At 48.4% G+C, this 25,079-nt stretch carries 25 protein-coding genes and 1 tRNA gene; 18 read left to right on the top strand and 8 right to left on the bottom strand.

What is annotated here, in order from left to right:
• Nucleotide 1 precedes the first annotated feature (1 nt).
• A complete protein-coding gene (locus AAC052_RS23835) occupies nt 2–889 on the bottom strand; it encodes a rhodanese-like domain-containing protein (RefSeq protein WP_339815760.1) in 888 nt (295 codons plus the stop codon).
• A gap of 430 nt (nt 890–1,319) precedes the next feature.
• Between AAC052_RS23835 and AAC052_RS23830 the strand changes: the two genes are divergently transcribed.
• From AAC052_RS23830 to AAC052_RS23775, 12 genes are all read left to right on the top strand, one after another.
• A complete protein-coding gene (locus AAC052_RS23830; protein WP_339815759.1) occupies nt 1,320–2,615 on the top strand; it encodes a HAMP domain-containing sensor histidine kinase in 1,296 nt (431 codons plus the stop codon).
• On the top strand, nt 2,612–3,295 hold the full coding sequence (locus AAC052_RS23825; protein WP_339815757.1) for a response regulator transcription factor: 684 nt from the start codon (nt 2,612–2,614) through the stop codon (nt 3,293–3,295). Before AAC052_RS23830 ends, AAC052_RS23825 begins: the two co-directional genes overlap by 4 nt.
• A 168-nt stretch (nt 3,296–3,463) precedes the next feature.
• A complete protein-coding gene (locus AAC052_RS23820; protein WP_339815755.1) occupies nt 3,464–4,120 on the top strand; it encodes an energy transducer TonB in 657 nt (218 codons plus the stop codon).
• A gap of 159 nt (nt 4,121–4,279) precedes the next feature.
• Nucleotides 4,280–4,783 carry a DinB family protein gene (locus AAC052_RS23815; RefSeq protein WP_339815753.1) on the top strand — a complete coding sequence of 168 codons (504 nt, stop codon included), beginning with the start codon at nt 4,280–4,282 and terminating at the stop codon, nt 4,781–4,783.
• A gap of 256 nt (nt 4,784–5,039) precedes the next feature.
• A complete protein-coding gene (locus AAC052_RS23810) occupies nt 5,040–5,624 on the top strand; it encodes a Crp/Fnr family transcriptional regulator (RefSeq protein ID WP_339815752.1) in 585 nt (194 codons plus the stop codon).
• Nucleotides 5,625–5,726: 102 nt separating this feature from the next.
• Nucleotides 5,727–6,080, top strand: coding sequence for a hypothetical protein (locus tag AAC052_RS23805; RefSeq protein WP_317487627.1), 354 nt, complete (start codon nt 5,727–5,729; stop codon nt 6,078–6,080).
• 12 nt (nt 6,081–6,092) lie between these two features.
• Nucleotides 6,093–6,452 (top strand): hypothetical protein, encoded by a 360-nt coding sequence (locus AAC052_RS23800; RefSeq protein ID WP_339815751.1) that lies wholly within the window; start codon nt 6,093–6,095, stop codon nt 6,450–6,452.
• Nucleotides 6,453–6,497: 45 nt separating this feature from the next.
• Entirely contained in the window at nt 6,498–6,956 is a 459-nt protein-coding gene (locus AAC052_RS23795) for a YHS domain-containing (seleno)protein (protein ID WP_317487629.1), read from the top strand.
• Nucleotides 6,957–7,024: 68 nt separating this feature from the next.
• Complete coding sequence (locus tag AAC052_RS23790; RefSeq protein WP_339815750.1) at nt 7,025–7,609, top strand: uracil-DNA glycosylase family protein; 585 nt, start codon at nt 7,025–7,027, stop codon at nt 7,607–7,609.
• Nucleotides 7,599–8,069: a GNAT family N-acetyltransferase gene (locus tag AAC052_RS23785; RefSeq protein WP_339815749.1), complete on the top strand. Its 471-nt coding sequence runs from the start codon at nt 7,599–7,601 to the stop codon at nt 8,067–8,069. The genes AAC052_RS23790 and AAC052_RS23785 overlap by 11 nt, the downstream gene beginning before the upstream one ends.
• A 255-nt stretch (nt 8,070–8,324) precedes the next feature.
• The gene (locus tag AAC052_RS23780; RefSeq protein ID WP_339815748.1) at nt 8,325–9,593 is read left to right on the top strand and encodes a mandelate racemase/muconate lactonizing enzyme family protein; all 1,269 of its coding nucleotides are present in this window, start codon (nt 8,325–8,327) and stop codon (nt 9,591–9,593) included.
• Nucleotides 9,594–9,661: 68 nt separating this feature from the next.
• Nucleotides 9,662–10,078 carry a hypothetical protein gene (locus AAC052_RS23775; RefSeq protein WP_339815747.1) on the top strand — a complete coding sequence of 139 codons (417 nt, stop codon included), beginning with the start codon at nt 9,662–9,664 and terminating at the stop codon, nt 10,076–10,078.
• 134 nt (nt 10,079–10,212) lie between these two features.
• Here AAC052_RS23775 and AAC052_RS23770 read toward each other — a convergent pair whose 3' ends face one another.
• A complete protein-coding gene (locus AAC052_RS23770; protein WP_339815745.1) occupies nt 10,213–10,602 on the bottom strand; it encodes a hypothetical protein in 390 nt (129 codons plus the stop codon).
• A 338-nt stretch (nt 10,603–10,940) separates the two neighbouring features.
• Between AAC052_RS23770 and AAC052_RS23765 the strand changes: the two genes are divergently transcribed.
• The gene (locus AAC052_RS23765; RefSeq protein ID WP_339815744.1) at nt 10,941–13,304 is read left to right on the top strand and encodes an ABC transporter permease; all 2,364 of its coding nucleotides are present in this window, start codon (nt 10,941–10,943) and stop codon (nt 13,302–13,304) included.
• Here the strand turns inward: AAC052_RS23765 and AAC052_RS23760 are convergent.
• Nucleotides 13,301–15,385 (bottom strand): helix-turn-helix domain-containing protein, encoded by a 2,085-nt coding sequence (locus AAC052_RS23760; protein ID WP_339815743.1) that lies wholly within the window; start codon nt 15,383–15,385, stop codon nt 13,301–13,303. The genes AAC052_RS23765 and AAC052_RS23760 overlap by 4 nt on opposite strands.
• Nucleotides 15,386–15,635: 250 nt before the next feature.
• Between AAC052_RS23760 and AAC052_RS23755 the strand changes: the two genes are divergently transcribed.
• The 3 genes from AAC052_RS23755 to AAC052_RS23745 all read left to right on the top strand — a co-directional run bounded on the left by AAC052_RS23755 (nt 15,636) and on the right by AAC052_RS23745 (nt 19,082).
• The gene (locus AAC052_RS23755) at nt 15,636–16,223 is read left to right on the top strand and encodes an ankyrin repeat domain-containing protein (protein ID WP_339815741.1); all 588 of its coding nucleotides are present in this window, start codon (nt 15,636–15,638) and stop codon (nt 16,221–16,223) included.
• 23 nt (nt 16,224–16,246) lie between these two features.
• Nucleotides 16,247–17,302: an acyltransferase family protein gene (locus tag AAC052_RS23750; protein ID WP_339815740.1), complete on the top strand. Its 1,056-nt coding sequence runs from the start codon at nt 16,247–16,249 to the stop codon at nt 17,300–17,302.
• Nucleotides 17,303–17,486: 184 nt separating this feature from the next.
• On the top strand, nt 17,487–19,082 hold the full coding sequence (locus AAC052_RS23745; RefSeq protein ID WP_339815739.1) for an ABC-F family ATP-binding cassette domain-containing protein: 1,596 nt from the start codon (nt 17,487–17,489) through the stop codon (nt 19,080–19,082).
• 174 nt (nt 19,083–19,256) lie between these two features.
• On the opposite strand, the gene AAC052_RS23740 is transcribed toward AAC052_RS23745, so the two are convergent.
• The 4 genes from AAC052_RS23740 to AAC052_RS23725 all read right to left on the bottom strand — a co-directional run bounded on the left by AAC052_RS23740 (nt 19,257) and on the right by AAC052_RS23725 (nt 23,392).
• Complete coding sequence (locus tag AAC052_RS23740; RefSeq protein ID WP_339815738.1) at nt 19,257–21,389, bottom strand: ComEC/Rec2 family competence protein; 2,133 nt, start codon at nt 21,387–21,389, stop codon at nt 19,257–19,259.
• An 81-nt stretch (nt 21,390–21,470) separates the two neighbouring features.
• Nucleotides 21,471–21,938: a hypothetical protein gene (locus tag AAC052_RS23735; protein ID WP_339815737.1), complete on the bottom strand. Its 468-nt coding sequence runs from the start codon at nt 21,936–21,938 to the stop codon at nt 21,471–21,473.
• 54 nt (nt 21,939–21,992) lie between these two features.
• Entirely contained in the window at nt 21,993–22,436 is a 444-nt protein-coding gene (locus tag AAC052_RS23730; protein ID WP_339815736.1) for a GNAT family N-acetyltransferase, read from the bottom strand.
• Nucleotides 22,433–23,392 carry a PhoH family protein gene (locus AAC052_RS23725; protein WP_151999517.1) on the bottom strand — a complete coding sequence of 320 codons (960 nt, stop codon included), beginning with the start codon at nt 23,390–23,392 and terminating at the stop codon, nt 22,433–22,435. The genes AAC052_RS23730 and AAC052_RS23725 overlap by 4 nt, the downstream gene beginning before the upstream one ends.
• A gap of 97 nt (nt 23,393–23,489) precedes the next feature.
• On the opposite strand from AAC052_RS23725, the gene AAC052_RS23720 reads away from it, so the two are divergent.
• Together AAC052_RS23720 and AAC052_RS23715 are read left to right on the top strand one after the other, a co-directional pair.
• Complete coding sequence (locus AAC052_RS23720) at nt 23,490–24,275, top strand: SAM-dependent chlorinase/fluorinase (RefSeq protein WP_339815735.1); 786 nt, start codon at nt 23,490–23,492, stop codon at nt 24,273–24,275.
• A gap of 2 nt (nt 24,276–24,277) precedes the next feature.
• Entirely contained in the window at nt 24,278–24,574 is a 297-nt protein-coding gene (locus tag AAC052_RS23715; RefSeq protein ID WP_339815734.1) for an antibiotic biosynthesis monooxygenase family protein, read from the top strand.
• Nucleotides 24,575–24,595: 21 nt separating this feature from the next.
• Here AAC052_RS23715 and AAC052_RS23710 read toward each other — a convergent pair.
• Nucleotides 24,596–24,679 (bottom strand) — tRNA-Leu (locus AAC052_RS23710).
• Nucleotides 24,680–25,079: the final 400 nt, after the last annotated feature.

Genomic DNA, 25,079 nt, shown 5'->3' with positions numbered 1-25,079 from the left:
ATCAGTCTATTTCTATCGGGAGTTTTTCATCGGGGCCCCACTCATGAAAGGAGCCGTCGTAGATTTTGATATCGGTGTACCCAAGCAGTTTGGCCGACGTGTAAACGACCGTCAGCTGCATACCAATATGGCAGTAGAGCACCAGCTGCTTGTCTTTGGACAGCCCCTGTGCCGCAAAAATGCCCCCCAAGTCTTCCAGCGACTTGAACTCGTAGGCACCTGTGCTGGTCTTTTCGTACAGGCTTGTATAAGGGATGGTTTTGGCACCCGGTATCCTGCCCTTTCTGGCCCCGTGGGTAGGCTCGATGCCATTGTAGAAAACCGCTGCCCTGCAGTCGACGATATTGGTATTGGCATCTTCGATACTTTTCAGCACGTAGGCCTGGTCGGCCACAAGCCCCGGGTTGGGCTTAATGCTGAAAGCTCCTTTTGCAGGGGAGGGTGTTTCGGCAGACAGAGCCCCTCCACCGTCTTTCCAGGCCTTTAAGCCTCCATTCAGTATGTAGGTTTTGCTGGCATGGCCGAGGTAGTCGAAGGTGAAGTAGAGCCGGGTCACCATCGGAATCCAGTTTTCACCTGTGTAAATCACCACGTCTGTTGACGAGCTGACTCCTTTGCCTTCCAGGATGCTTTTTAGTGTGGCGTCCGGCGGAAGGTCAAAAACATGGGGGTCGTCATCGACGGTGTACTCATCCCCAGCAATGAAAACAGCGCCGGGGATATGCTCTTGCTTGTAGTTGTTTTCTTGCCCTATGTGCAGGATCACGAGGTTGTCTTGTTTCATTCTGTTTTTCAGCCAATTGGCATCCACAAGGATATTGGCCTTCTGGGCGAACAGTTGACAGGACAGTAATAAAAGAGGGAGTCCGATTAATTTGAGTTTATGCATGACTTTGAGTTTTTCATGCAGTTTAGGGCTTCATCTTTTCTATTTGGGTTAACAAAGCGTTAAACTCACTTAAGCAAAAGTTAAAAGTGTTAAAGAAAGGTTAAAAAGGGGCGGCTTTGGTTAAATATAGCTAATTTTTGAAAGCGATCTGCGACATTTGAGGAGGGGAATCACCACCTGACGGTTATTGCGATGGAGCGAAACAACATGCAATCTATGTTGAAGATCATCAAGCGACTGAAGCAATCTGTCTGTTAGAACATCGCTCCGGAATAAAAAAATTACCGCAACTGTGACAGAATTATGCACACAATCAACAAGCAATTGGCACAGCCTCGCAATGACGTAAAAATAAAAAGCGATAATGAAATCCTTCGTTTTACCCCAACCCTAAAGGGAGTCGAAGGATTTCATTATTGCATATTGTAACATGAAACTATCAAAGTACACTTTCATCCTCCTCTTCCTCGTGGTTGTTACCTCGCTGGGTGTGCTGCTGTACAATCAATACCGCATTCTCGAGCAGGACATCGAAACCAACAGGAACGTCATGAGCATGGCGGTGCCGGACATCCTCTCCGACCTCTACGACAACTCCATGTACAACGACGACCTGCGAGACCTGGTTGATGACATCAGGGGAACGGATTCCTTTGTATTTACCAACACCTCCGAGGTCACCGATCCGCTCCAGTTGAAGCTGAAGACGGAGATCGACAAGGTGCTGGCACTTAATTATCCCAACTTCGACTACAGGGTAGACGGCTACACATCAAGCGAATATGGCTGCATGATCCACCGTGGCAACTGGCCCGTGCAGCCAGAAGCCAAAAACGTGATGGCAGCCGACAATCACCTTTGCTTCTGCATGATTTATCCCAAAAAGCTCGACATCGCCATGACCTACACCAACAAAGGGGCGGCAGTGCTGGGAGAGTCTGCAGATATCATCCGCACCAGTCTTATTCTCATTGTGGTAATACTAGGCGCATTTGGCTACACCATTTACACGATCAACAAGCAGAAGAAACTGTCCGATCTCAAGCGGGACTTCATCAACAACCTCACCCATGAGTTCAAAACACCCATCTTTTCCATTTCGCTTGCGGCCAAATCGCTGAAAGCGAAAGAGGAAGTAAAGACCTCAGAAAAGATGACTTCCTACGTGAACCTCATCGGCGCAGAGAGCAAAAGGTTGCAGACCCAGGTGGACAAAATCCTGCAGATGGCTATGCTCGACTCGGGTAATCTCCACCTCGAAAAAAAGACATTTGATCTCCATGAGGTGATCCGGCAAGTAGCAGACAGCTTTACCATGATCATTGCTGAAAAGCAAGGTGAAATAAAGCTCAGCTTGTTGGCAAAGAGGCACCTCATCACGGCCGATGAAACCCACATCAAAAACGTGCTGTACAACCTGATCGACAATGCACAGAAGTACACCAACGGAGCACCCAAAATCAACATCAGCACTTCCGACACAGCACAGGATGGCATCTTGCTGGTGGTAAAAGACCATGGCATTGGCATCGACGAGCGGGTACAGAAATACATCTTCGATCAGTTTTACCGGGCTCAGCAGGGCGACATCCACACTGTGAAAGGCTTTGGGCTGGGGCTCAGCTATGTCAAGCGCATTGTGGAATTTCATATGGGCACCATCAGCCTCAAGAGTCAGCCGGGCGCTGGCAGCGAGTTTAGCATCTTTTTACCCCAGGTGTCATGAGCAGCATTTTACTTGTAGAAGACGACCACAGCCTTGGCTATATTCTGAAAGAGTACCTGCAAATGCACGACTTTACAGTGGAATGGACGAAAGACGGCGAAGAAGGGCTGAGCGCCTTCCAGCCTGGTAAGTTCGACATCTGTATCCTGGACGTGATGATGCCCAAAATGGACGGCTTTGCCCTGGCCGGTAAGTTGAAAGCCATTGACCCCACCCTTCCATTGATCTTTCTCACCGCCAAGTCGATGAAAATCGACAAGATGAAAGGCTTTAAGGCCGGTGCCGACGACTATATTGTGAAGCCGGTGGACGAAGAAGAGCTCATTATGCGGATACAGGCTGTGCTGCGCCGCAGCGGCAAAAGCAGCTCAGGCACGGCTACCGAGAGCTACCAGATTGGCTCCCACACCTTCCACCTGAAAAACCGGCAGCTGCTGCACGATGGCAATGCCCTCCACCTGACCAAGAAGGAGGCCCGGGTGCTGCAGATGCTATGCGAAGCCAAGGGCCAGCTGGTGGAAAGTGACAAAATCCTCCGGGAGGTGTGGGGCGAAAACACCTACTTCACCCGCCGCAGCATGGATGTGTACATCTCCAAGCTCCGAAAGTACCTGAGCTCCGACGACGCCGTCAAGATCCAGAACATGCACGGGAGCGGGTATATTTTGGAGGAGGGGTGACTCTTAGAGCAAGAGGCACGGGCACATCCACATCCGTGCAAGCGGTTCCTTGCTGTTGCACAACTCAGAGACTGATCAAAAGGAAGCTTGGCTCACATGCTTAAAAAAGCCTTACAAATACTGTGACTTTTCTGCACACTTCTGATTGTATAAGAAACACCTACTGCAATGAAAAGCCTCAACAAACCCAGTCTTCGCTTTGCCTGCGAAAAAAATAAGACCAATCTACAGCCCTGCGGAACCAATTTCTTTTGCGACAGCTGCTCCAAAAAGGTGATCGATTTTACCCGAAAGACAGACAGCTATATCAACAAAACTATCCGCTCGTCAGACGAATCACTTTGTGGCATCTTCAAGCACTCCCAACTAAACAAACAGTTCGTAAAATACGCAGTAGCTTCAATGGTTGCTGCATCGGCTATTACCACACAGTCCTGTACAAAGGACGATGTATTGCCTGCAGACACGTCAGCGATCAATCCGATCGAAGAAGAGATCACGTTGACGGGAATCGTTTATCTTATCGAAGATGAACCATCGATGCCCGAACCAGTGGGCGGCCAAGCAAAACTATATGAAATGCTAAAAGCCAACCTAAGATACCCCAAAGGTGTCGACTTTGTTGGCACCGTCTTCCTGAAAGTAACGGTTGGCCCCGATGGCTTGATAAAAGATGTAAAAGTAATGAAAGGCAATTGTGCAGCGGCTAACGAAGAGGCTGTAAAAGCCCTAAACTCTCTTGATCTATCATTCAACCCAGCACTACAAAACGGTAAACCGGTAGAGTCGTCGATTATCATACCGATTAGATTTTCTGATTACTAATTCAGATAAAAAATATATCAAAATATATATTCCAAACCCTGGCGAAGGCGGAAATCGCTTATCAAGCTTTCAGCTTGAATTCCTTCCTTCGGAAAAAATCAGAATATTTACAGAGACGCTCGTGGAAACACAAGCCCTTGCCGCAGAAACTATTACCTGATGACACTAAAAGAAACAATCTCCAGCTACATCCGCTACAACCACTGGGCCAATGAAAGATTGACTCAATGGCTACAAACGTCATCCAATGAAGTGCTCTACACAGAGACTAATGCCAGTTTTGCCAGCATCGACCTGACTTTGCAGCACATGAAAAATGCACAGTTCTTCTGGTATGAAGTGATTACCGAAGGTGACGTCAAAAAACTGGACGAAACAATAAAGGTGAAGTCGATTGAAGCAGTGATTGAAGAATTGCTGCGAGGCTCAGAAAAAATGGTCGACACCTACACTACATTCAGTGAAAAACAGCTTGCGGCTGACATCAACTCGCCAGTCATGACGAGAACAAGACACGACTTCATTATGCATGTGATCAATCACAACTCTTATCACCGGGGGCAAATCATCACCATCGCCCGCATTTTAGGAGCAGTATCCAATATCCCTGAAACCGACTACGAAACCTATTTCTGGGACCAAGAAACAAAAGCCAAAGAGTAAAAGCCGTGCCGAATGTCTCAGCTAAGGCATAGCTAAACAGTTACACTCGCACAAGACAAAAAATTGAAACCTCAGGTTAAGGAAACTCCGTGGGCCCAGGTGATGCGAAGAAAATTGCCTGCCAGCAGACATATTGTGAACAAGGAGCAGCAACTTTGCCCCGATCCAGCTAAGATCAAATAAATTGTGGATCAAATTGTGGCTATGCAAAACCGGTTGCAGGCGCATACTACCAACAATCTGAATACTCCGAAAAATGATTAAAGAGCAACTTCTCCAGTATGTTCGTAGCTTCGTTGCGCTCACCGACGAAGAGTCAGAGCAATTTTTAGCACCCTATGAAGAGGTTCATGTAAAAAAACGGCAATTCATTGTGCAGCCCAATTTCACCAACAAGCACCGGGCATTTGTAGTAAAGGGCGCCTTCAGAAGCTATGCCGTCCACGACGGGCAGGAACACACCCTTCAGTTTGCCATCGAAAATTGGTGGGTGTCGGACTTCAACAGCTACATTTACCAGCATCCGGCAACGCTTTTTATTGTGGCCCTGGAAGACAGCATCCTCCTTCAAATTGAATACAGCAGAGAGCAGGAGCTCAAAAAGGCGAACCATAAGTTTGAAACCTTCTTCAGGATCATGGCCGAAAAAGGACTGGCCTTTGAGCACCGGCGCATCATTTTCAACCTTTGCCACTCTGCCGAAGCCCGTTATGAGAATTTCATCCTGAACTTCCCCAATTTCATTCAGCGGGTGCCACAATACGCCCTGGCTTCTTATCTGGGTATGACCACCGAGTTTCTGTCACGAATCCGCAACAAAAAAGCGCACCGAAGAAGTTGAACTACATCAACCTCTTTTCTTGATCTGCTTCATTTTTCCTGCCTTTTGATCGCCGCACTTTTGTGCTGTCAATTTTGACAAATGATCTAAAAAAGAAAGAAAATGGAACAATCGCTGAACGAAATCTTCTCAGCCAAAAACGAGCTGGTAAAGAAAGGGCAGATAGTGGAAGCCACTGAAAAGTACTTTGCTGCCCATGCCAAAACCATCGACTTTGACGGTACAGTAACCCACAACAAATCGGAAATGGTTGCCAAAATGCAGGGGTTTGCCGGCGCCATAGCAAAAGTCAATGGCATTGAGCTGCACCACGCCGCCCTCAACGGAGACACCTCTTTTGCCGAATTCACTTTCGACTTCGACATGAAAGACGGAAGCAAAATCCTATGGCACGAAATCCTGAAGACATCATGGGAAAACGGGCAGATTGTAGAGGAACAATACTTTAAAGCCTAAACCACCCGTCAGATGAAATTCGTAACCAAGAGAATCCACGCTTACCTCGACTACCCGGTGGCGGTTGCATTGATGGCCCTTCCTTTTGTGCTGGGGCTGGGTGGGTCAAATGCTTTCGCCCTGCAGCTGTCGGTGGCTACGGGCGTCGCCGCTTTTGTGCTCACCGTGTTAACCGACCACCACCTGGGAATAGTGCGTGTGATCCCTTACCGCATACATCTGATTGTCGATGGCCTTGTTGGGGTAGTTTTTACGCTGGCACCCTTCATCTTCTCTTTTAAGGGGCTGGATACCTACTACTATCTGGTGAATGGCCTGGCTGTGTTAACGGTAGTAAGCCTGCACAAGCCCGAAGAGGTCACCTCAAAATAATAACCATTAATAATCTTTTTATCATTTTAAAATCAATAAACGAACATGAAAACATTCTCATTCTTACTCACAGCATTGCTGATGTCAACCATTGGCCTTGCTCAGAACATTAAGTCGGTCAACAATATTGACGACAGCAAAATTGCCCTGCAGGGCTACAGTCCGGTGTCTTATCTGGAGCTAGGCATCGCTCAAAAAGGCCAGAAGGAGTTTAAGGCGACCCACGACGGCGTAGCTTACTACTTCACGGACGCTAAACAGAAAAAGGCCTTTGAAGCCAACCCTGAGAAGTATTTGCCACAATACGGAGGCTACTGCGCCTTTGGGGTGTCGGTAGGGGCCAAATTCAGGGTTGATCCCAACAAATTTGTGGTGAAAGACGGGAAATACTACCTTTTCCTGTACGATTTGGAGGTGGACGCCCAGCAGCTGTGGCTGGAAGGCAATCATAGCCAGCTGGCCGCCAAAGCCGACAACAACTGGAAAAAGCTTAGCCGGGAATAGTGGTTCCCTGCCATATGAAACCCGCCACCTGAAGCTCATTGCTTCAGGTGGCTTTATGTGAACCTACCATGGAGAAACTCCTCAACGAGATAAGACATTGCAGTGTGTGCAAAGCGCATTTGCCGTATGCACCCAAGCCCATCATTCAGGCCAGCCCATTGGCCCGGATTGTGGTGATCGGGCAGGCGCCCGGCCTCAAAGTGCAGCAAAGTGGCATTCCGTGGGACGATGCCAGCGGCGATACCCTGAGAAGCTGGCTTGGAATGAACCGGGAAATCTTCTACAATGACAGACTGCTGACACTCATGCCCATGGGTTTTTGCTATCCTGGCACCGGAAAAAGTGGCGACCTGCCGCCAAGGCCGGAATGTGCGCCGCTGTGGCATCAACCAGTGATCGCCTCAATGCCGGAAGTACAACTCACACTGCTGATCGGGCAGTATGCCCAGGCCTGCTATTTGAAAGAAAGATGCATGAGCACTTTAACTGAGACAGTGAAGAACTATCAAGCCTATCTGCCGGAATACTTACCCCTTCCCCATCCATCGCCCCGCAACAATATCTGGCAAAAGAGAAACAGCTGGTTTCGGGAAGAGGTGCTCCCCACCCTTCAATCCATCATATTACCCCTATTAGAAAAAGATGACTATTGAATTCAGGCAGCTTTCTGAGGTAAGCACCTCAGCCATCGTGGCGTTGATGAACAACCCCCTCGTGAGGCGGCAGATGCCCCTGCTGACCGACTACTTTGACGAAGCCGCCTGCGCTGCCTTTGTGGCGGCCAAAACCCGGCTATGGGACGAACATGGCTATGGCCCGTGGGCATTTGTAGTCGACGATGTATTTGCGGGCTGGGGTGGCTTGCAGCCTGAGGCGGGCGAAGCGGACCTGGCCCTGGTGCTGCACCCCGGCTACTGGGGCCTTGGAAAAAAGCTTTACCAGAAAATCATTGGCCGGGCGTTTACAGAAATGGGGCTGGAGTCCGTCACCGTGCTGTTTCCCCCCAGCCGAACCAGGGTGAAAGGCCTGCTGCGTCTCGGCTTCACAGAAGAAAGCGAGGTGTATATAGGCCAGCATCGCTTCATTAAGTACCGGCTCAGAAGGCCCGCCTGAAGGAATGAAAGGCATGGATTCATGTGTATAAATTTTGATTTTCTGCGGCCACCGGTTCGCCGGAGCGATCGGTCCGCCGCCGAAGCGGGAATAGCTTCTACCATTGGGGAATGAATATTTAGCCTTTCGACCTACATATTCATCGTTCCACGCCGGTTCCTCTGGGTATGGCTCTCTCTATGGCTATTTTGCCGGGTTGTTTGTCGATAAGTGATATAATTCCCTATTTTTATCAAACGCCCAAACACTACCTACATGAAGAGAAGAACCTTTGTCCGAAACGTAGCACTGGCCACGCCTGCTCTGGCTTTTATGCCGTACCTGGATTTGCTGGCCAACTCACTTGCCGGAAAAGTCAAAATAACCGATGTACAATGTGTATTAACCAAAATTGGCTTTCGGGTAAGTCCGCTCGTCAAGATCAGCACCAATGTGGGGCTGGTGGGTATTGGCGAATGCCACCACGATGAAACTGGGTATGGTGCCAAAGACATCATCCAAAATGTTTGCAAGCCCATTCTGATGGATCAGGATCCGCTGGACCTTGAATACCTCGTTTTCAAAATGAGTACCCGCACCTCCTACTATGGCGGCAACCATGGCCTGGCCACCCACGCCATCACCGGTGTGGAGTTTGCCATGTGGGACCTGATCGGCAAAATCACGGAACAGCCTGTGCACAAAATATTAGGCGGTGGCAGCCACGTAAAGGAAGTGAGGGCCTATGCCTCGTCGGGCCCTCAGGACATGCTGAGCAAAGACTCCTGCGCCGAATTTGCCGAGCTGATGAAAAGCCAGGGATGGACAGCCTGTAAAACCAATATCCTAAGAGACCAGGAGTGGAACAAGCTTGACAACCGCCGGCTATCAAATATAGAAGCAGACCGCAATGGAACAGGCTACACCAACATGAGAGAAGCGCTCGGGCTCGAATTCGATATTGCCGTGCACTGTCACTGGGAGTTTGATTTCGACAGTGCCCTGCGGCTGGCCAATGCAGTAGCACCTATACGTCCCATCTGGATGGAAGACCCGCTACCTATCGCCTACAATGAGCAATGGGTGAAGCTGACAGAAAAGTCGCCCGTACCCATCCTGACAGGCGAAAACCTGTATACCCGTGATGACTTCCGGCCTTTTATCGTGAACCAGGGCGTGAACATGATAGAGATTGACGTTTCCATGGCAGGCGGGCTGCTGGAGGCCAAGAAAATCGCCGACATGGCTGAGACTTATTACATCCCCGTGTGTACACACAACGTGGCCGGACCGATTGCCACCATTGCCTCAGCTAATTTCGCCGCATCGGTGAGGGAGTTTGTGGCTCATGAAGCGTTTATCTTCCATCCTAAGAACAAGGCAGGCAATGGCATCAACGGCGACCCTGATGTGCTCGGCTACGACAAAGAGGTCATTAAAAACGGCCACATCCAGCTCAGCGACCGGCCGGGCTTCGGGATCGAGCTCAATGAAAAGCTTATCAAAGAGAAGTATTTGGTAGCAGGTGAAACCTGGTGGAAATAAACGGATCATAGAAAAAGAAACATCCCTGGTGTAAGCATTGGTTTCAACCAGAGTGGCAATCCTTCAGCATGTCAAACACCGAAAAACAAATAGCCGAGGCCATTGTGAGGGCCAACGGACTGAGCCTAACCACGCTTGGCTTACGCTTTGATAAAGTTGTGGTACGCCTCCTGGGGAGTCTCAAAGCCTCTTTGGAAGGTGAGATACCGACAGGGAAAGCTGTTGTAGTCACGATTACCGCACCCATCAAGCTTCCGGCAAAAACAGCGGATGCGCTAAAAGAAAAAATAGAGGATGCGCTAGTGTCTGGTATCCCAGACGAGGGACTAAACATTGCTGTCTTTCACAACACCGTTTGCCTAAAAGTGCTCCATGTTTCACCACATCAGGTGATGAAATTTGTTGGTCTCGTTCACAATCCGGGTACTGACGCCACGCTGCTTCTTGACCTGGCGTCTAAGTGGCTTTTGGAAGACTGCCGTTGACTTTACTGTACCCCCGCTGGTGTGAGCCCAATGTCGTTAAGTTAAGCCTTTTCTACCCCGGCCCCGAAGGGAGAATAACGAACTTTCCTTGTCATTTGTGAATTGGGGTGAGTGACGTTTAGTATTCCGATTCCTTAACTTAACGACATTGGAATTGCAATGGTAGGATTGGTCAGCGCCAAGAAGTATAGAATCGTTGCATAACCCAATTTCTTAGCTTTTTGCGCTAGTTGGATATTGTATTCTGAGTGGAAATTTGTTTCGTAGGCTACCGACTTATCTTGTGAAAATGAATGAGACAAATACGATTCAAATTTTGAGTTGATAGACTCCCTGATTCCTTCGGCAAGCAGGGGATCAAAGTCAAATTTTCTCCATACTGATTGGAATTCCTTATCCCAATCAAAGGCTTCTATCTCATACGGCCTAAGTATTTCTTTACTCGTAGTCGACTTGCCGGCACCGTTGGGTCCGGCAATGACAATAAAAAATGGCGACGAGCTGAATTCAGATTTTTTCTGCAACAACTATCACTTTTGGAGCAACCAATTATTTTTTCTCTTGGCGAGATGCCTTTTCTCTCTTTAAAGCCTCATTCATTGCTTTTTCAGCTCTTAATGCGTCTTTTACTGCGTCTTTCATATTAACAAATATACAAATTTATTCGCACTCAGGAATTTCCTCGGCAGCTGAAAGCAAGGTTTGTGGCTGCGATAAAACATATACAGCCAAATTTGCAGCCGAAGCCTTTGTTCCTGCACTCCGTTGAACAACCCTCCAACCAAATACTGCATTGTTGACTCTGGATACTGACCGACAACTACTATCAGTTCAACCATAGCATTACTTAAACCATTTCAGCATGCACAACCTAACCGCCTACCTTCGCTTCCTTTCCCGCCATAAAACCCTCAGTTTTATCAATGTGTTTGGCCTGGCTATTGGCTTTGCTGCCTGTATTTTCATCGGCTTGTACATTACCGAAGAGCTTAGCTACGACCAATACCACGAGAAGCTCGACCGAATCTACGTGGTCACGTCTCAGATCAACTCAGGCGAGTCGGTCACCAAAGTGTCTACTGCTCCGGGAGCGCTCACACCCATGCTGAAGCAGGACTTTCCCGAAGTGGAGGAGGCAGTGCGAACAACCTCCATGACTGTTCGGTCAGTCAAGTACGGCTCCAACATCTTTCAGGAGAATGACATGTTCCAAGCCGACCCGGAAATCTTTCAGGTACTTACTTTCCCCCTCGTTGAAGGAGACCCCGGCACCGCCCTCACAGCTCCCAATAGCATCGTGCTGACCAAAACCCTGGCTGAGAAGTACTTTGGTGCAGAGCAGCCGATGGGCAAAGTGCTTACCATCAATGAGCAGCCCTACCAGGTCACGGGGCTCATGCACGACATTCCGACGGCTACCGACCTTAAATTTTCTGCCCTCGTGTCAATGGACAGCCAGGCGGAGAAAGGGTGGTTCGATTTTGAATACCATACTTATGTGCTGCTCAAAGAACAATACCTTCAATCCGATCCAGCGCTCATTTCCCTCAAAGAACGAATGGTGAGCGAGGCTGAAAAAACCCTTAACGACCTGCTGGACGAGGCTGACCTCACCATCGCCATGCCAGTGGAGCCACTGAGTGGCGTCCACTTCAGGGAGCCGACGTACGATGACAGCCCAAAGGGCAATATGGCCTTCATTTATATCATTGCTTCAGTGGCGCTGCTCATGTTGGTTATAGGCAGCATCAATTTCATCAACTTTTCTCTGGTGCAGTCTCTCGAACGAGGCAGGGAGGTGGGCATCCGTAAGATTGTTGGCGCCCGTTTTCCCCAGCTGGTGTTTAAGTACCTCAGCGAGTCGGTGCTCATCGCCCTGATGGCTTTTATCATTGCCATGCTAATGGTGGTGGTGGCCATGCCGCTGTTCAATGAAATTACCGGTAAAAGCTTCGAAGCCATCCGCCTGTTCAATTTCACCTTCCTCTCGCTCTCTTTTGCCACAGTGCTGCTGGTGGGTGTGCTGGCTGGCAGCTTTCCAGCTTTTTTCACTTCCTCTATTCAACCTTTACAGGCGCTGAAAGGAAAAATCACTGGCATCCGGGGTCAATGGTTCCGCAAAGCCTCCATATTGGTGCAGTTTGCCATTGCCATGGGACTGATCATTTGTACGCTGCTGATCCACCGGCAAATGCGTTTCATGAGCAACTACGACATGGGCTTCCGTAAAGAGAACGTGGTAGTGATCGACACCCCGGACGATTCGCTGGCGGCAGGTGGTCTGAATGTGTTCAAACAGATTTTGCTACAAAACAGCGCCGTAGAAAAGGTATCTGGCACAGGCTATGGCGCTATTCCTGACGAAGAACCCCGAAAAGGCACATTGGGCGTAAAACCCAATGGCGAGAGCAGGCTGGTGAATGTGTTTACCGTTGATGCTGACTACCTGCCAACACTGGACGTGGCACTGCTCGAAGGGCGAAACTTTGACGCAACCCGCCCTGGAGATAAACATACCACCGCCATTGTGAATACAGCATTCGCTCAACTTTGGGGCTGGGACGATCCCCTCAGCGAGCAGGTGCATGCCGATGGCTCTGTGAAAGTGGTGGGTGTGATGGAGGACTATTATTTCCAGTCTCTTCATGTGGGGGTGGAGCCCACAATCATCATGTTTGGCGATGACGTTACCGTGCATATGCTGGTGCGTTTCCGGGCCGACTATCCGGTGGCTGATCAAATGCCTTTGTTGGAGCAAGAGTGGAAAAAGCTTTTTCCGAACGACCCTTTTAGCGCCCATTTCCTGGATCAATCCCTGGCCGCTCAGTACGATCAGGAAGACAGAGCCCTTACCCTGTTCACTTCCTTCAGCGTACTCACCATCATGGTCTCGTGTCTGGGGCTTTTTGGCCTCTGCTCCCTCACCATTTCACAAAGGAAAAAGGAAGTGGGCGTTCGCAAAATCATTGGTGCCAGCTATGGCTCCATCGTGAGACTATTTTCAACGGAATACCTGATGCTCATTGGTCTCTCGTTCGTCATGATCGCACCGGTTTGCTTCTGGCTGGTGTCCCAATGGCTGCAGTCCTTTGCGCTGAGAGACGGCATCAGCCCCTGGGCGTTTGTGGCAGCCTGTCTTGGCGTGCTTGTGCTTGGGATAACTACCGTTGTACTTAGTATTGGAAGAACATGGAACACAAACCCAGCGAGTTTGATTAGGGACTAAAGTGTTATCGGCAGCAGCCCCTTCTCCCCCAGGTGGGCTTTAATCTCCTCATGGTCCCTCCAAAACTTGGCCGTTACCTCGCCAAATGCCTTTTGAAATTCAGGCCAATCTTTGATAGGTTCAAACATGGGATCCATATCCAGCAATAGCACCCAAATGTAGAAGTTATCCTGTTTTGAAAACAAGGTCACCTCCTCGATGGCTTTTGGCCAATCTTTCAAATAGGCGAAGTGTGCGGCCTGGTTCACATGCATGTAAATCGTCGGGTCGTTGTCGGCATACTGTTTATAGCGACTGACGAATAGCCGGGCCTCCTCATTAAAACCCATTTTTTCATACACAGCCCCAATCTTAAGGTTGGCGTGGGCATACAAATCAAGATGAAGGCTGTCCTTCAGGTTGACGAATTTTTTGTAGTAACGGTAAGAATTTTCATAGTCCCTCAGCACAAAGTACGTGTTACCCAACTCTTGTAAGAACATCATATTGTTGGGATCATTTTCCAGCTCTTTCAGTAGAAAGTCTTTTGCCTTAACAAAGCTTCTGGTTTTGGCTAGCTGGGTGAATACTTTTACCATCTTGGCTATAGTGTTGCCAGGCTCATACGCAAGGGATTTGTCGATGTAAAAAAGTGCTTCATCCACGAACCCTGCCTGCACCAACGCATTACTTATTTGCAGGTAGTTGTAACTCTGGGTGGCGGAGTCGGCCGCAATGTCCACTCTCGCTTTCATCAAAGCATACTCCAGATACTTGCCCGTATCCGGCTGGCGGGAAAAATAATATTCAGAAAGAAAGTGAAGAACAACACCCGAGTTGGGGTTGTACTCCAGCGCCTTTTCCAGGTAGGGCACTGCCTGCTCGTTTTTTCCCTCATAAATGTAGGCCAGAGCTTTTGCCACAAGGCTCTCTGCCAGCGTCGGATCAGTAGCAAATGCCTTTTCCGAGGCCTGGCTTATTTCCTCTTTGTACTGCTTATCTGATCGATAGATATCCAGGTAAAAATACACCATGGTGAGATCGGCATAGGCCAGGGCAAATTGATCGTCGATATCAATAGCATTCTTGTAATAGGGAATAGAAGCCCTAAGACTTTCTCCAGTGCTTTGGTAAAATAGCTCGGTGCCTTTCAGGTAAAAATCATAGGCTGCGAGGCTCTCTGTCGGCCGCCTTCCAATTCTTTCTTCCTCTTCCGGTGTAATGAACACCTGTATCTCCTCGGCGATGTTTTTGGCTACTTCTTCCTGCAATTCAAAAATATCTTTCGCCTCTCTTCTATACTGTTTGGCCCAAAGGTGGCGGTCGGTGGCTGCTTCTATCAACTGGATGTTCAACAATATTTTATCACCAATTTTCTGTCCACTCCCTTCTACGAAATAGCTTACGTTCAATTCCTTCGCCATTTCAGGAATTGACTTGCTGGTGTTGCGGTATTTTTCAGAAGATGTGCGGCTGATCACCCTGACGTCACGCATCTTTTGCAGGTTAGTCAGGGTCGACTCCATCAGCCCATTGATAAGGTAAACGTTGGTGGAGTCGTTGCTTTCGTTTTTGAAAGGCAGCACGGCTATTGACTTATCGAGCGGAGCCGACGCAGCTTCCGGTGCCTGCGGCTGATTGAAAAACCACAAGGCCACTGCCCCGATAACTAGCAAGGTTCCCACCGCCAATGCCGGAACCAGGAGCGACTTTCTTTTCTCAACAACAGCCGAACTCACAGGTTCGTGATGTTCTCTTTTCCCCACCTCCCCTGGCGGATAACCATAATACTCCCGAAAGCATTTGATAAAGTACGATGTGCTGCCAAAACCCACTTTGTACGACACCTCCGACACATTCATCGAGGTTTGACGGAGCAACTCCATGCCCTTTTTTAGCCTTTCCTGGCGAATAAACTGGCTGGCTGACAGTTTGGTCAGTTTGTTGATTTTGCGCAGGAGGTTCGAACGGCTCATGTTCACCTCACTGGCCAGCTCCGACACTCCAAAGTTTTCATCCGACAGGTTGTCGCCGATGATCTCTGTTAGTTGGTTCAAAAAATCGTTTTCTGCCGGATTGCCCGCAGACGTTTGGTTCTCCATCGTTAGGTGGCGGTGGTTTCTTTTGACTCAACAAAAATGGCGATTCCCATTTGAAGTAGCAACCTCCTCTAATCACTTCATTTCCAAAGCTTTTTACCCGGCTTGCGTCATATTTTATATCGAATCGTCATAAATGCTAATGCTTCAGCAAACTTTATGCTTTTGGCGTCATCCATGTTTAACGCTGCGTCACGGTATGCCCCACCTTTGTATCAAAACAAATTCTTGCAAAAACTTAAAACACAGCACTATGAAAACGATGATGAAAAACACAATGAAAACAATGACACATTTGACGCTCGCAGCCGCTCTTTTAGTGACTGCAGCCTGCTCCGACAAAAAAGTGAAAAGTGAATCGGCCAGCGAAAGTACAACAGTTGCAGCACCGGATGTTGACATTCACACGGCGGTAATCTCCGGAAACCTTGAAGCAGTAAAGCAGCATATCGCTGCCGGCTCCAACCTGGATGAGAAAGACCCATTCGGAGGCTCCAGTCCATTGATCTCAGCGGCAGTGTTCGGCAAACCCGAAGCAGCCAAACTTCTTATCGATGCAGGTGCTGACATCAATTTCCAAAACAATGATGGTTCTACTGCACTGACCTCGGCTGCTTTCTTCTGCCGCCCCGCAATCGTGCAGATGCTGCTCGATAAGGGTGCCGACAAAACCATTAAGAATAAATATGGCGCCACTGCTTATGACGGTGTAGCAGTACCGTACGCTGACGTAAAAGGCAGCTACGAAATGATGGCCACCATGCTTGCCCCTATGGGCCTTAAGCTAGACTATGCCTATATAGAAAAAACAAGACCTGAGGTGGCTGAAATGCTGAAATAATAACCGGTACAAAGAATACTCAAATGACAACAACAAACAGACGGTACGATATTGACTGGTTGCGTGTGATCGCCATCGGCTTGCTGCTGATCTACCATGTGGCGATCGGTTTCCAAACCTGGGGGGTGATGATTGGCTTCATTGCCTCTACGAAGACATGGGAATCACTTTGGATTCCCATGTCGATGCTGAATGTGTGGCGGATACCCTTGCTTTTCTTTGTTTCGGGCATGGGCGTCTATTTTGCCTTGCGCCGCAGGAACTGGAAGGAGCTGCTGATGGAACGCACCGGCCGGATACTGGTGCCTTTCCTTTTCGGTATGTTCGCCATAGTGCCTATCCATATCTACCTGTGGAAGTCTTATTACAAGATGACAGCCGGCTACGAGTACAACCCGGGTCACTTGTGGTTTCTTGGAAACATTTTCACCTATGTGCTGGTGCTCTCTCCCATCTTTTTCTACCTGAAAGGCCACGACGATGGGAAGCTGGCAAAAGGCATCAAGTGGCTATTTGGTAATCCCCTTGGCCTTTTCGCTACTTTGGCAACTTTCGCCGCAGAAGCCTGGCTGGTGAACCCGGGTATTTACTCCCTTTACGCCACCACATGGCACGGATTCTTCCTGGGCTTGTTGGCGTTTTTCTTTGGCTTCTGTTTCGTGCTCAGCGGGCAGCCCTTTCTGGAACTGATCCTGAAGTGGAAGTGGATATTTGTGGTCATTGGCTCTGCACTGTTCGTCATTCGGATGGTTGTTTTCAAGCAAATGGCTCCTAACCATCTGCAGTCTATTGAGTCAAATTTCTGGATTTTCTCAGTTTTCGCCTTTGGTTACAAATACCTGAATCACGGCGGCAAAGCCCTGACTTATCTGAGTCAGGCAGCCTATCCGGTCTACATCCTGCACATGGTGTTTCTTTATCTTGGCTCGAAATACATCTTCCAGCTCGACTTGCCAGCACCTGTCCAGTTCCTGATGGTTTTGGTTGTCACAAGCGTGGGATGCTTTGCAACTTATGAGGTGATCAGAAGAGTGAAATTCCTGAGGCCATTGTTCGGGTTAAAGTGGAAATCTGTATAATTTTGCTCTTGATTAGTTGCAATGGTTCGATCAAAGCCGGGCCATTGCAACAAAATCGTCCTTGCTTCCGTACGACAAAAGCCAGACAGTCATACTCCATGTGAAATCTAATTTCTTTCAGAAAAAGTAAACAGCACCCTCCCCGGGACTTTGCTGTATTTGTTCCACTACCTGAAAAGAAATTATGCTTATTCTTCAAGATATTACCTATACACATCCCAACAAGGATGTGCTCTTCAGTCATCTCAACCTTTCTATCAACAGGCACGACAAAATTGCCCTGATTGGCAACAATGGTGAAGGAAAGAGTGTGCTTATGAAAATCATGGCAGGCGGACTGGAGCCGTCGGCCGGGACAGTGCAGTCCGACGCAGCACCCTACTACGTTCCGCAGTTGTTCGGGCAGTTCAATGACCTTACTGTTGCCCAGGCGCTAAAAGTTGACGGCAAAATCGAGGCCCTTCAGCAAATACTGGAAGGTAGCGTAACAGAAACCAACATGGCAATCCTCGACGATGACTGGAGCATTGAGGAGCGCTGCAGCGAGGCCCTTACACATTGGGGGCTTGGCAACTTGCCTTTAAACACCAGCATGGGCACCCTGAGTGGGGGCCAAAAGACTAAGGTGTGTCTGGCAGGTATTGCCATCCATCAACCGGCGCTCGTACTGCTCGACGAGCCCAGCAACCACCTCGACACCGGCAGCCGGGAGCTGCTATACCAGCTGGTGCAGTCAAATGCGCTAACGCTGGTGGTTGTAAGCCACGACAGGCAGCTTTTGAACTTGCTTGACAATGTTTATGAGCTCAGCCGGGGCAAAATCACCATGTACGGAGGGAACTACGAGTTCTACGCTGAGCAGAAGGAGATCGAAAGCCAGGCACTCCAACACGACGTGAACAGCAAAGAAAAGGCCCTTCGCAAAGCGAAGGAAGTAGAAAGAGAAGCCGCCGAAAGAAAGCAAAAGCAGGATGCCCGGGGAAAGAAAAAGCAGCAGAAAGCCGGGATGCCCAAAGTGATGATGAACCTCATGAAGGACAAAGCGGAGAAAAGCACCTCACGGCTCAAAGGGGTTCACACCGAGAAAATCGGCACCATTTCAACAGCGTTGACGGCCCTCAGAAAAGAGCTGCCCGACAGGGACGCAATGAAGTTTGGCTTCGACCGCTCCAACCTGCATAAAGGCAAGGTTTTGGTAGAGGGGAAAAAACTAAACTACGGGTATGATGAAAAGGCACTTTGGGAAGATGGAATTGATTTCCGCATCAACAGCGGCGATAGAATAGCTATCAAAGGCCTGAACGGCTCGGGAAAAACGACGTTGATCAAGCTAATACTTGGCGACACAAAGCCCCAATCAGGCACCATCTACAGGACGGACAATTCAGCCATCTACATCGACCAGGATTACTCGCTGATCGACAACAAGCTCACTGTTTATGAACAAGCTCAGCTATTCAACACCTCCAAGCCACCATTGCTGGAACACGAAGTCAAAATAAGGCTGGCCCGCTTCCTGTTTTCGAAGGAGGACTGGGACAAGTCGTGCGGCGTGCTGAGCGGCGGCGAAAAAATGCGCTTGATGCTGTGCTGTCTTACAATTAGCAATCAGGCACCTGACATTATCGTGCTCGACGAACCCACCAACAACCTCGACATTCAGAACATAGAGATTTTGACCGGGGCTATCAACGAATATGAGGGCACGCTGCTGGTGGTGTCGCACGACAGCTATTTTCTGGAACAGGTAAACGTGGACAGGGAGATTCTTTTGCGGTAAGCATTCAGCGAAGGTGCGCTTGAGACAAATGCACGTAGTGAAGTTTTGTAGTAAAACCCTCCAAGGGTTTGTCCTTTTCAGGGCAGTTGTCATGTGCCCGAGAGGGGCTAGCTAAAAGCGAACCCTTGGAGGGTTGCAGGCTAAATGCGCTTGCTCTCGAGCGAGTACGCTTTACTACTCTCGCTGTCTCAAATCCCTTACGTAGGCACCTTCCCATGGGATGATATAGACTTTTACGCCCGTTCCCTGCAACGCCTTCGAAGTTCTGCTCAGGTAGTTGAACCTGCTAGTTCCGTCAAAAACGATCTCCTGCGGAGCAAAGTACTTCCCAAGATCAGTCGACCAAAAACTCTGGTTGGAGACAATCAAAAGATCAGCCGCCAGGGGCTCGGAAAAAGCCTTGCGCTTCGGCAGTGGGTTTAGCAGATGAATCACTTTCAAGCTGCCGACCATTATTGCAACGAGGGTGTCTTTTATCAAAACCGTTTGTGGGAGCCAATTGTCGGCATGCGAAACAAAAGGGATCATTGTTCCCTGCTGGATCAGGTGGGGTCTCACATTAAGGTTGAATAGTCGTTCCTCCTGCTTAAACGCCTCATCAAAATAGTGAAACACCTTCCCTCCTTCCTGGTAGTCCATGGCGGTGTAGCCGGTCATTTCGTAAATCACCAGCTCCCTTTTCTGATGTTTATCTGCTACAAAAAGTCCTTTCGACAGAACAAAGAGTAGCAGACACGCCGCCATGTACTGAAACCACCGGTACTCACGGCTCTGCCACCAAAGCAGCATCAGCAGAAGGGCACTGTATAACAGCCAGGTTTGTGCAGATGAAAAGGAAATGGGGAAGATTTGGCTGGCCGGCAGCTGCTCTATAAACTCCACAAACCAATTGAGGCCAAACACCATCCATTTCAGCATAAAGGCTACTGCCCCGGCCAAAAATGATGACACATAATGGACAACAAATAAGGCCACTCCGGTGCTTAAGATCAGAAATGCCGCCGGGATGACGAGCAAATTGGACAACAAAAACCAACTGGGAAACTGGTTGAAGTAGTACATGCTCAATGGCCCTGTGGCCAGCTGAGCAGCCAGAGAAACGCAGGTAATGGCCCAGATTTTGTCGAGCAGCCAATGAGGTGCCGCCCACTGACGGTACAGAAAGGGTTGAAGGTAAACGATACCCAGCACCGCCAGAAATGAAAGCTGGTAGCCCACATGAAAAAGAAAGTTGGGGTCGTAAAGGAGCAGCAGAAAGGCAGCCAGCGCCAGCGAATTGTAGATATTGGTCTTTCTACCCAGGCCTTCTGCTACCATCACAATAGAAAACATGGTAACGGCCCTCAACACCGAAGCCGACATGCCGGTGATCAGCGCAAAGCCCCATAGGCTGGCAAACAAAATGATAAATCGCACCAGCTTGCCATATTTACGCTTCTCCAATGGCTTCAGCAAGAAAGCCAGGATCATGTAGATGATGCCCACATGCAGGCCCGACACTGCCAGAATATGCATGGCACCAGCTGCCGCATAAGCCCGCCGTTGTTCGATGTCAATTTCATCTTTTTGCCCCAGTATCAGCGCCTCAGCTATGCCCCGCTCCCGTACATCGGGAAGGTATTCCTTCAGCACCTGTAGCAGCTCACGTCGCCAACCCATTGAAAGGCTCACTAACTTATTAGGAGGTGCTGAGCCAGCCAGGAGCACGTCGTCGAAGGTAACGTAGTCCTGAAAATGAATGCCTTTCCTGGCCATGTACTGCTTAAAGTCAAATCCGCCAGGGTTACGAAGCGGTCTGATTTCTTCCGGGCTTCCGTGGATCCAAAGTACCGTGCCGTATTTCAGGGCACTAAGATTGGCCGTGGTGGCGGAGTCCTTTTTCAGGTATATCTGCACCAATCCAGTCTTTCGCAGCAATGAATCGCCCGACCTAATGGCAGTCACCTGGATATCAAACGCCCAGGTATTTGTCTTTTCTATTGGATCATCTACCAGAACTCCTTTGTAGAAATCTATCGGCGACTTGCTGGTGTACAAATGATTCTCCTGAAATGTGGCTTCTGTTGACTGCTTTCTGAGGATGCCGACGAAACTGATCGAAAGCATAAACACTATACCGAAAAGGTAACGCAGACTCCGTGCAGCGTTTCTTCTGGAATAAAACCAAAGAAGCAGTACCACAAGCCAAATAAGCGCTATATACGAAGGGGGAAGCCAGGTGCCTCTCAGAAACAACTCATGGCAGCCGATACCAGCAGCACAGGCAAGAAAAATTCTAACAAAAGGTATGGCACTCCAGCGGATCAATTGGCTACTATTTTTCTAAAAATAGTAATTATGACGCTATAGTTAAAAAAGGTTGTACAAAAGATAATGCTGAAAAACTTCTTATAAATGCCTCAACAGCAGCTCAGCCTTCTGGATATCTTTAGGCCGACCGAAGAAACGATAAATCCGATGCTGTTCCTTGATGGTGGGTATTTTCACTTGCATGCCGGCCACTGTCACGTTCATAAATTGCCTGACAAGCAACGGCACCCATTGTTGCCCCGCATTCACTTCAAGGTTTCCCATTACTTCTGCGTCAACTCCTTTGAAGCGAAACCTACCGGAGTTGGATCTGAATATTCGGTCATAGGCATATACATGGTCCTTTACTTGCCTGTCTTTCCATTGTTCTTTAAGAAAGTTGGCGTCAGCGCTGGAGGTCAGCAGATTGATGTCTCCTATCTTGTACATTTCACACTCTGCCAGCACCATGGCGGCGCTGCCAATAACAAAATAATCGTGCTTAAGAAGGTGAAGATCGCCGCCTGCCAACTCAAAAAAATGAGTTATTCTTTCCAATGCTGTCAATTCTCTATCGTTTAAGCTTTAACTGGTCTCAATTTCCAAGCTGACTTCCCAAAGTCACCTATTGCGATCATATTCCATTTCAATATGAAGAATGTTGCATTCTTCAAACTCGTCTCCCACGGTCACAAACCCATGCGATTGATACAAAGGCACCACATCGATTTGCGCATGAAGAAAGACTCTGGTTCCTAACGGCACGGCCGTAAGAACATCTCCCATTACCTTTTTCAACAGCTCTTTACCAACTCCCTTTCCCCTAAAACTAACAAGTACGGCAAACCGTTCGAGCTTTACGCTATTTTCTACATATCTCCACCTGGCGGTTCCAGCAGGCTGACTGCCAGAAAAGGCCAGAAAATGGGTTGACGATTCATCCAGGCCATCATATTCGTCCGCCTCACTCACCTTTTGCTCCTCCATAAATACCTTTCGGCGGATGTGAAAGGCATGCTCCAGGTCTTCGTTCGAGGCGATTTTTCTAACGGCTATATCATTCATTTGCGGTCTTCCTCTCCTTCGTCAAACTGATCATAAGCCTTGATAATTTCTCTTACCAGCTTATGTCTTACCACATCTTTACCATCCAGCTCCACAAAGCCAATGCCTTTCACATCTTTCAGCACATTCAATGCTTCAATAAGGCCTGACTTTTGCTTTTTGGGCAAATCCACCTGCGACTTATCGCCTGTAATGATCACTTTCGACGTAGGCCCCATCCTGGTCAGAAACATCTTTATTTGCATAGCTGAGGTGTTTTGAGCCTCGTCAAGCAAAATAAAAGCATGGTTCAGTGTACGGCCCCGCATGTAGGCCAGCGGTGCTATTTCTATCACCCTGTTTTCCTGATAAAACTTCAGTTTTTCCGGTGGCACCATGTCGTCCAGTGCATCGTAAATCGGACGGAGATAGGGGTCGATTTTTTCTTTGAGGTCGCCTGGTAGAAAACCGAGGTTTTCTCCAGCTTCCACAGCCGGACGGGTGATGATAATTTTTTTTACCTCTCTGTTCTTGAGAGCCTTTACGGCCAGCGCCACCGAAATATAGGTCTTGCCGGTACCAGCTGGCCCAATGGCAAACACCAGGTCGTTCTTTCGGGAGGCTGTTACCAGCGCTTTTTGATTGGGCGTTTTCGGAACGATCTTAAACCCTTTGGTTCCATAAATAAGCACATCATCCTTGTCCTCATCGAGCACGGTCTCGTCTTCCTGCGTCAGGTAGTTGGTCACGTTCTCTTCCGTTACCATGCCGAACTTATTGTAGTGCTGAATCAGCGAATTAAGGATATCGTTGATCCTGATGATTTCGGGCGTGCTTCCCTGTATCCTTATCTCATTTCCTCTCGATATGATCTTGCTTTGAGGAAACGCCTGGGCTATTTGCTTAATATTTTGATTCTCAATCCCCAGAAAATCGAGAAGGGAGATATTCTCCAGTGTGATGACCTTTTCTATCAAATGATGATCTATTTTAGATTTTGTTAGTAATCAGCTAAGTGCTTTATTTTTATTTACTTTGCCCCTGTAAAACTAACTATTATTTGCGTCTTCCTACATGGCTCTCATTACTTTTCTGTCAGATTTCGGTACGTCAGACCATTACGTGGCAGCAGTGAAGGCAGCAATAATGAGCGTTAACCCGGGGCTGCAAATAGTCGACATTACCCATGAGGTAGCGTCGTGCAACCTGGCAGAGGCCTCCTACCTTCTTGAATCGGTCTTTCGTGATTTCCCCAAGGGCACGGTGCACATGGTGGCCGTGAACTCGACCGGAAAAAGAGAAGACAAGCCAGTGGCAGTGAAGCTGGAAGATCATTTCTTCGTTGGGCCCGACAATGGCATCTTCAGCCTGATTTCCACGCAAAAGCCTACAGCCATTGTAACGCTCGACCTCATCAATAAAAAGAAAACCACTTTTCCCGCCAGAAACATGTATGCGCAAGCCGCCTCCTACCTGGCCAGCGGCAAGTCTATTCATGACCTGGGGCAAATGGTGCCGGAGCTCAACACCCTCATCAAGAAAAAGGGCAAAACGACTAAAAAACAAATCACCGGCCATGTGATTCATATCGACCATTACGGCAATTTGATTACCAACATTGCGAAAGAGGACTTTGATACCATCATGGAGCTGAACCAGCAAAAAGGTTTTGAAATATCTTTTGGGAGGGAGCGCTCTACCGAAATCCATGAATCTTATTTTTCTGTAGAAGGTGGCGAATGCTTCTTCATCTTCAACCAATCGGGTTTGCTGGAAATTGGCATCAACAACGGCCATGGGTCGGACCTACTGGGGCTCCACTACGACTCCCCGGTATTTATCAATTTTGTAACCGAATAGCTATGATTATCAGGATTGTGCGCATGACCTTTCATCCGGGCAAAGTCAGCGAGTTCCTGACAATCTTCAACCATTCGAAAAGTAAGATCAGAAATTTTGAGGGCTGCAAGCATTTGGAGCTCTGGCAAAGCACAGAGACACCAAACGTCTTCACCACCTACAGCCATTGGCAAACTGCGGCTGACCTGGACAACTACCGGCATTCAGAGCTATTCAGAACTACCTGGGCGAAGACACGGATGCTTTTTGCGGACAAGCCGATGGCCTTTTCCAATGAAATTATTACCGTAGCAGACTAGGGGAATCAAATGAGAAAAGAGTACCTGGGGCCGGACTCGAACCGGCATGGGGTTGCCCCCGAAGGTGTTTGAGACCTTTGCGTCTACCAATTTCGCCACCCAGGCTTGAAGTGAAGGAACTACGTTTCGTGTCTCATTCCGAAACGGGATGCAAACATATTAAAGTTTTGAATAAATGCAAAGCTATCTGTAGGCGTTGACCAACTAAAAATACGTGTCACCGATGCCTTTCGCCTGGTGCCAGCCATTCTGCAAGTCATGTAACCATCACCTCTCGCCTAAGCTTTTACAACCAGCTTAATATTTAACCGATGGTTATATCGTATCTTTTGTTTTAACTGAATTTTTTTGGAGTTATTTAAAAAAAATATACCGGAGAATTAAAATACTTCTGCATATTGGAAGTGGCAATCCTTTGGAAAACCGGCGTTAAAAAAATACCAACCTATCACCATGAAATAGCCATAAGGAAAGTCCATACCCAGCGGAATGAATAAAGTCGGAG

The organism is uncultured Imperialibacter sp. (assembly GCF_963974565.1).
In the GTDB taxonomy this organism is placed as follows: domain Bacteria; phylum Bacteroidota; class Bacteroidia; order Cytophagales; family Cyclobacteriaceae; genus Imperialibacter; species Imperialibacter roseus.
This window is presented reverse-complemented; position numbering and strand designations above follow the sequence as displayed.

Bases quoted from the DNA above. Each gene is read 5' to 3' on its own strand.
- AAC052_RS23835 (WP_339815760.1), bottom strand. From the start codon at position 889: ATGCATAAACTCAAATTAATCGGACTCCCTCTTTTATTACTGTCCTGT.
- AAC052_RS23830 (WP_339815759.1), top strand. From the start codon at position 1,320: ATGAAACTATCAAAGTACACTTTCATCCTCCTCTTCCTCGTGGTTGTT.
- AAC052_RS23825 (WP_339815757.1), top strand. From the start codon at position 2,612: ATGAGCAGCATTTTACTTGTAGAAGACGACCACAGCCTTGGCTATATT.
- AAC052_RS23820 (WP_339815755.1), top strand. From the start codon at position 3,464: ATGAAAAGCCTCAACAAACCCAGTCTTCGCTTTGCCTGCGAAAAAAAT.
- AAC052_RS23815 (WP_339815753.1), top strand. From the start codon at position 4,280: ATGACACTAAAAGAAACAATCTCCAGCTACATCCGCTACAACCACTGG.
- AAC052_RS23810 (WP_339815752.1), top strand. From the start codon at position 5,040: ATGATTAAAGAGCAACTTCTCCAGTATGTTCGTAGCTTCGTTGCGCTC.
- AAC052_RS23805 (WP_317487627.1), top strand. From the start codon at position 5,727: ATGGAACAATCGCTGAACGAAATCTTCTCAGCCAAAAACGAGCTGGTA.
- AAC052_RS23800 (WP_339815751.1), top strand. From the start codon at position 6,093: ATGAAATTCGTAACCAAGAGAATCCACGCTTACCTCGACTACCCGGTG.
- AAC052_RS23795 (WP_317487629.1), top strand. From the start codon at position 6,498: ATGAAAACATTCTCATTCTTACTCACAGCATTGCTGATGTCAACCATT.
- AAC052_RS23790 (WP_339815750.1), top strand. From the start codon at position 7,025: ATGGAGAAACTCCTCAACGAGATAAGACATTGCAGTGTGTGCAAAGCG.
- AAC052_RS23785 (WP_339815749.1), top strand. From the start codon at position 7,599: ATGACTATTGAATTCAGGCAGCTTTCTGAGGTAAGCACCTCAGCCATC.
- AAC052_RS23780 (WP_339815748.1), top strand. From the start codon at position 8,325: ATGAAGAGAAGAACCTTTGTCCGAAACGTAGCACTGGCCACGCCTGCT.
- AAC052_RS23775 (WP_339815747.1), top strand. From the start codon at position 9,662: ATGTCAAACACCGAAAAACAAATAGCCGAGGCCATTGTGAGGGCCAAC.
- AAC052_RS23765 (WP_339815744.1), top strand. From the start codon at position 10,941: ATGCACAACCTAACCGCCTACCTTCGCTTCCTTTCCCGCCATAAAACC.
- AAC052_RS23760 (WP_339815743.1), bottom strand. From the start codon at position 15,385: ATGGAGAACCAAACGTCTGCGGGCAATCCGGCAGAAAACGATTTTTTG.
- AAC052_RS23755 (WP_339815741.1), top strand. From the start codon at position 15,636: ATGAAAACGATGATGAAAAACACAATGAAAACAATGACACATTTGACG.
- AAC052_RS23750 (WP_339815740.1), top strand. From the start codon at position 16,247: ATGACAACAACAAACAGACGGTACGATATTGACTGGTTGCGTGTGATC.
- AAC052_RS23745 (WP_339815739.1), top strand. From the start codon at position 17,487: ATGCTTATTCTTCAAGATATTACCTATACACATCCCAACAAGGATGTG.
- AAC052_RS23730 (WP_339815736.1), bottom strand. From the start codon at position 22,436: ATGAATGATATAGCCGTTAGAAAAATCGCCTCGAACGAAGACCTGGAG.
- AAC052_RS23720 (WP_339815735.1), top strand. From the start codon at position 23,490: ATGGCTCTCATTACTTTTCTGTCAGATTTCGGTACGTCAGACCATTAC.
- AAC052_RS23715 (WP_339815734.1), top strand. From the start codon at position 24,278: ATGATTATCAGGATTGTGCGCATGACCTTTCATCCGGGCAAAGTCAGC.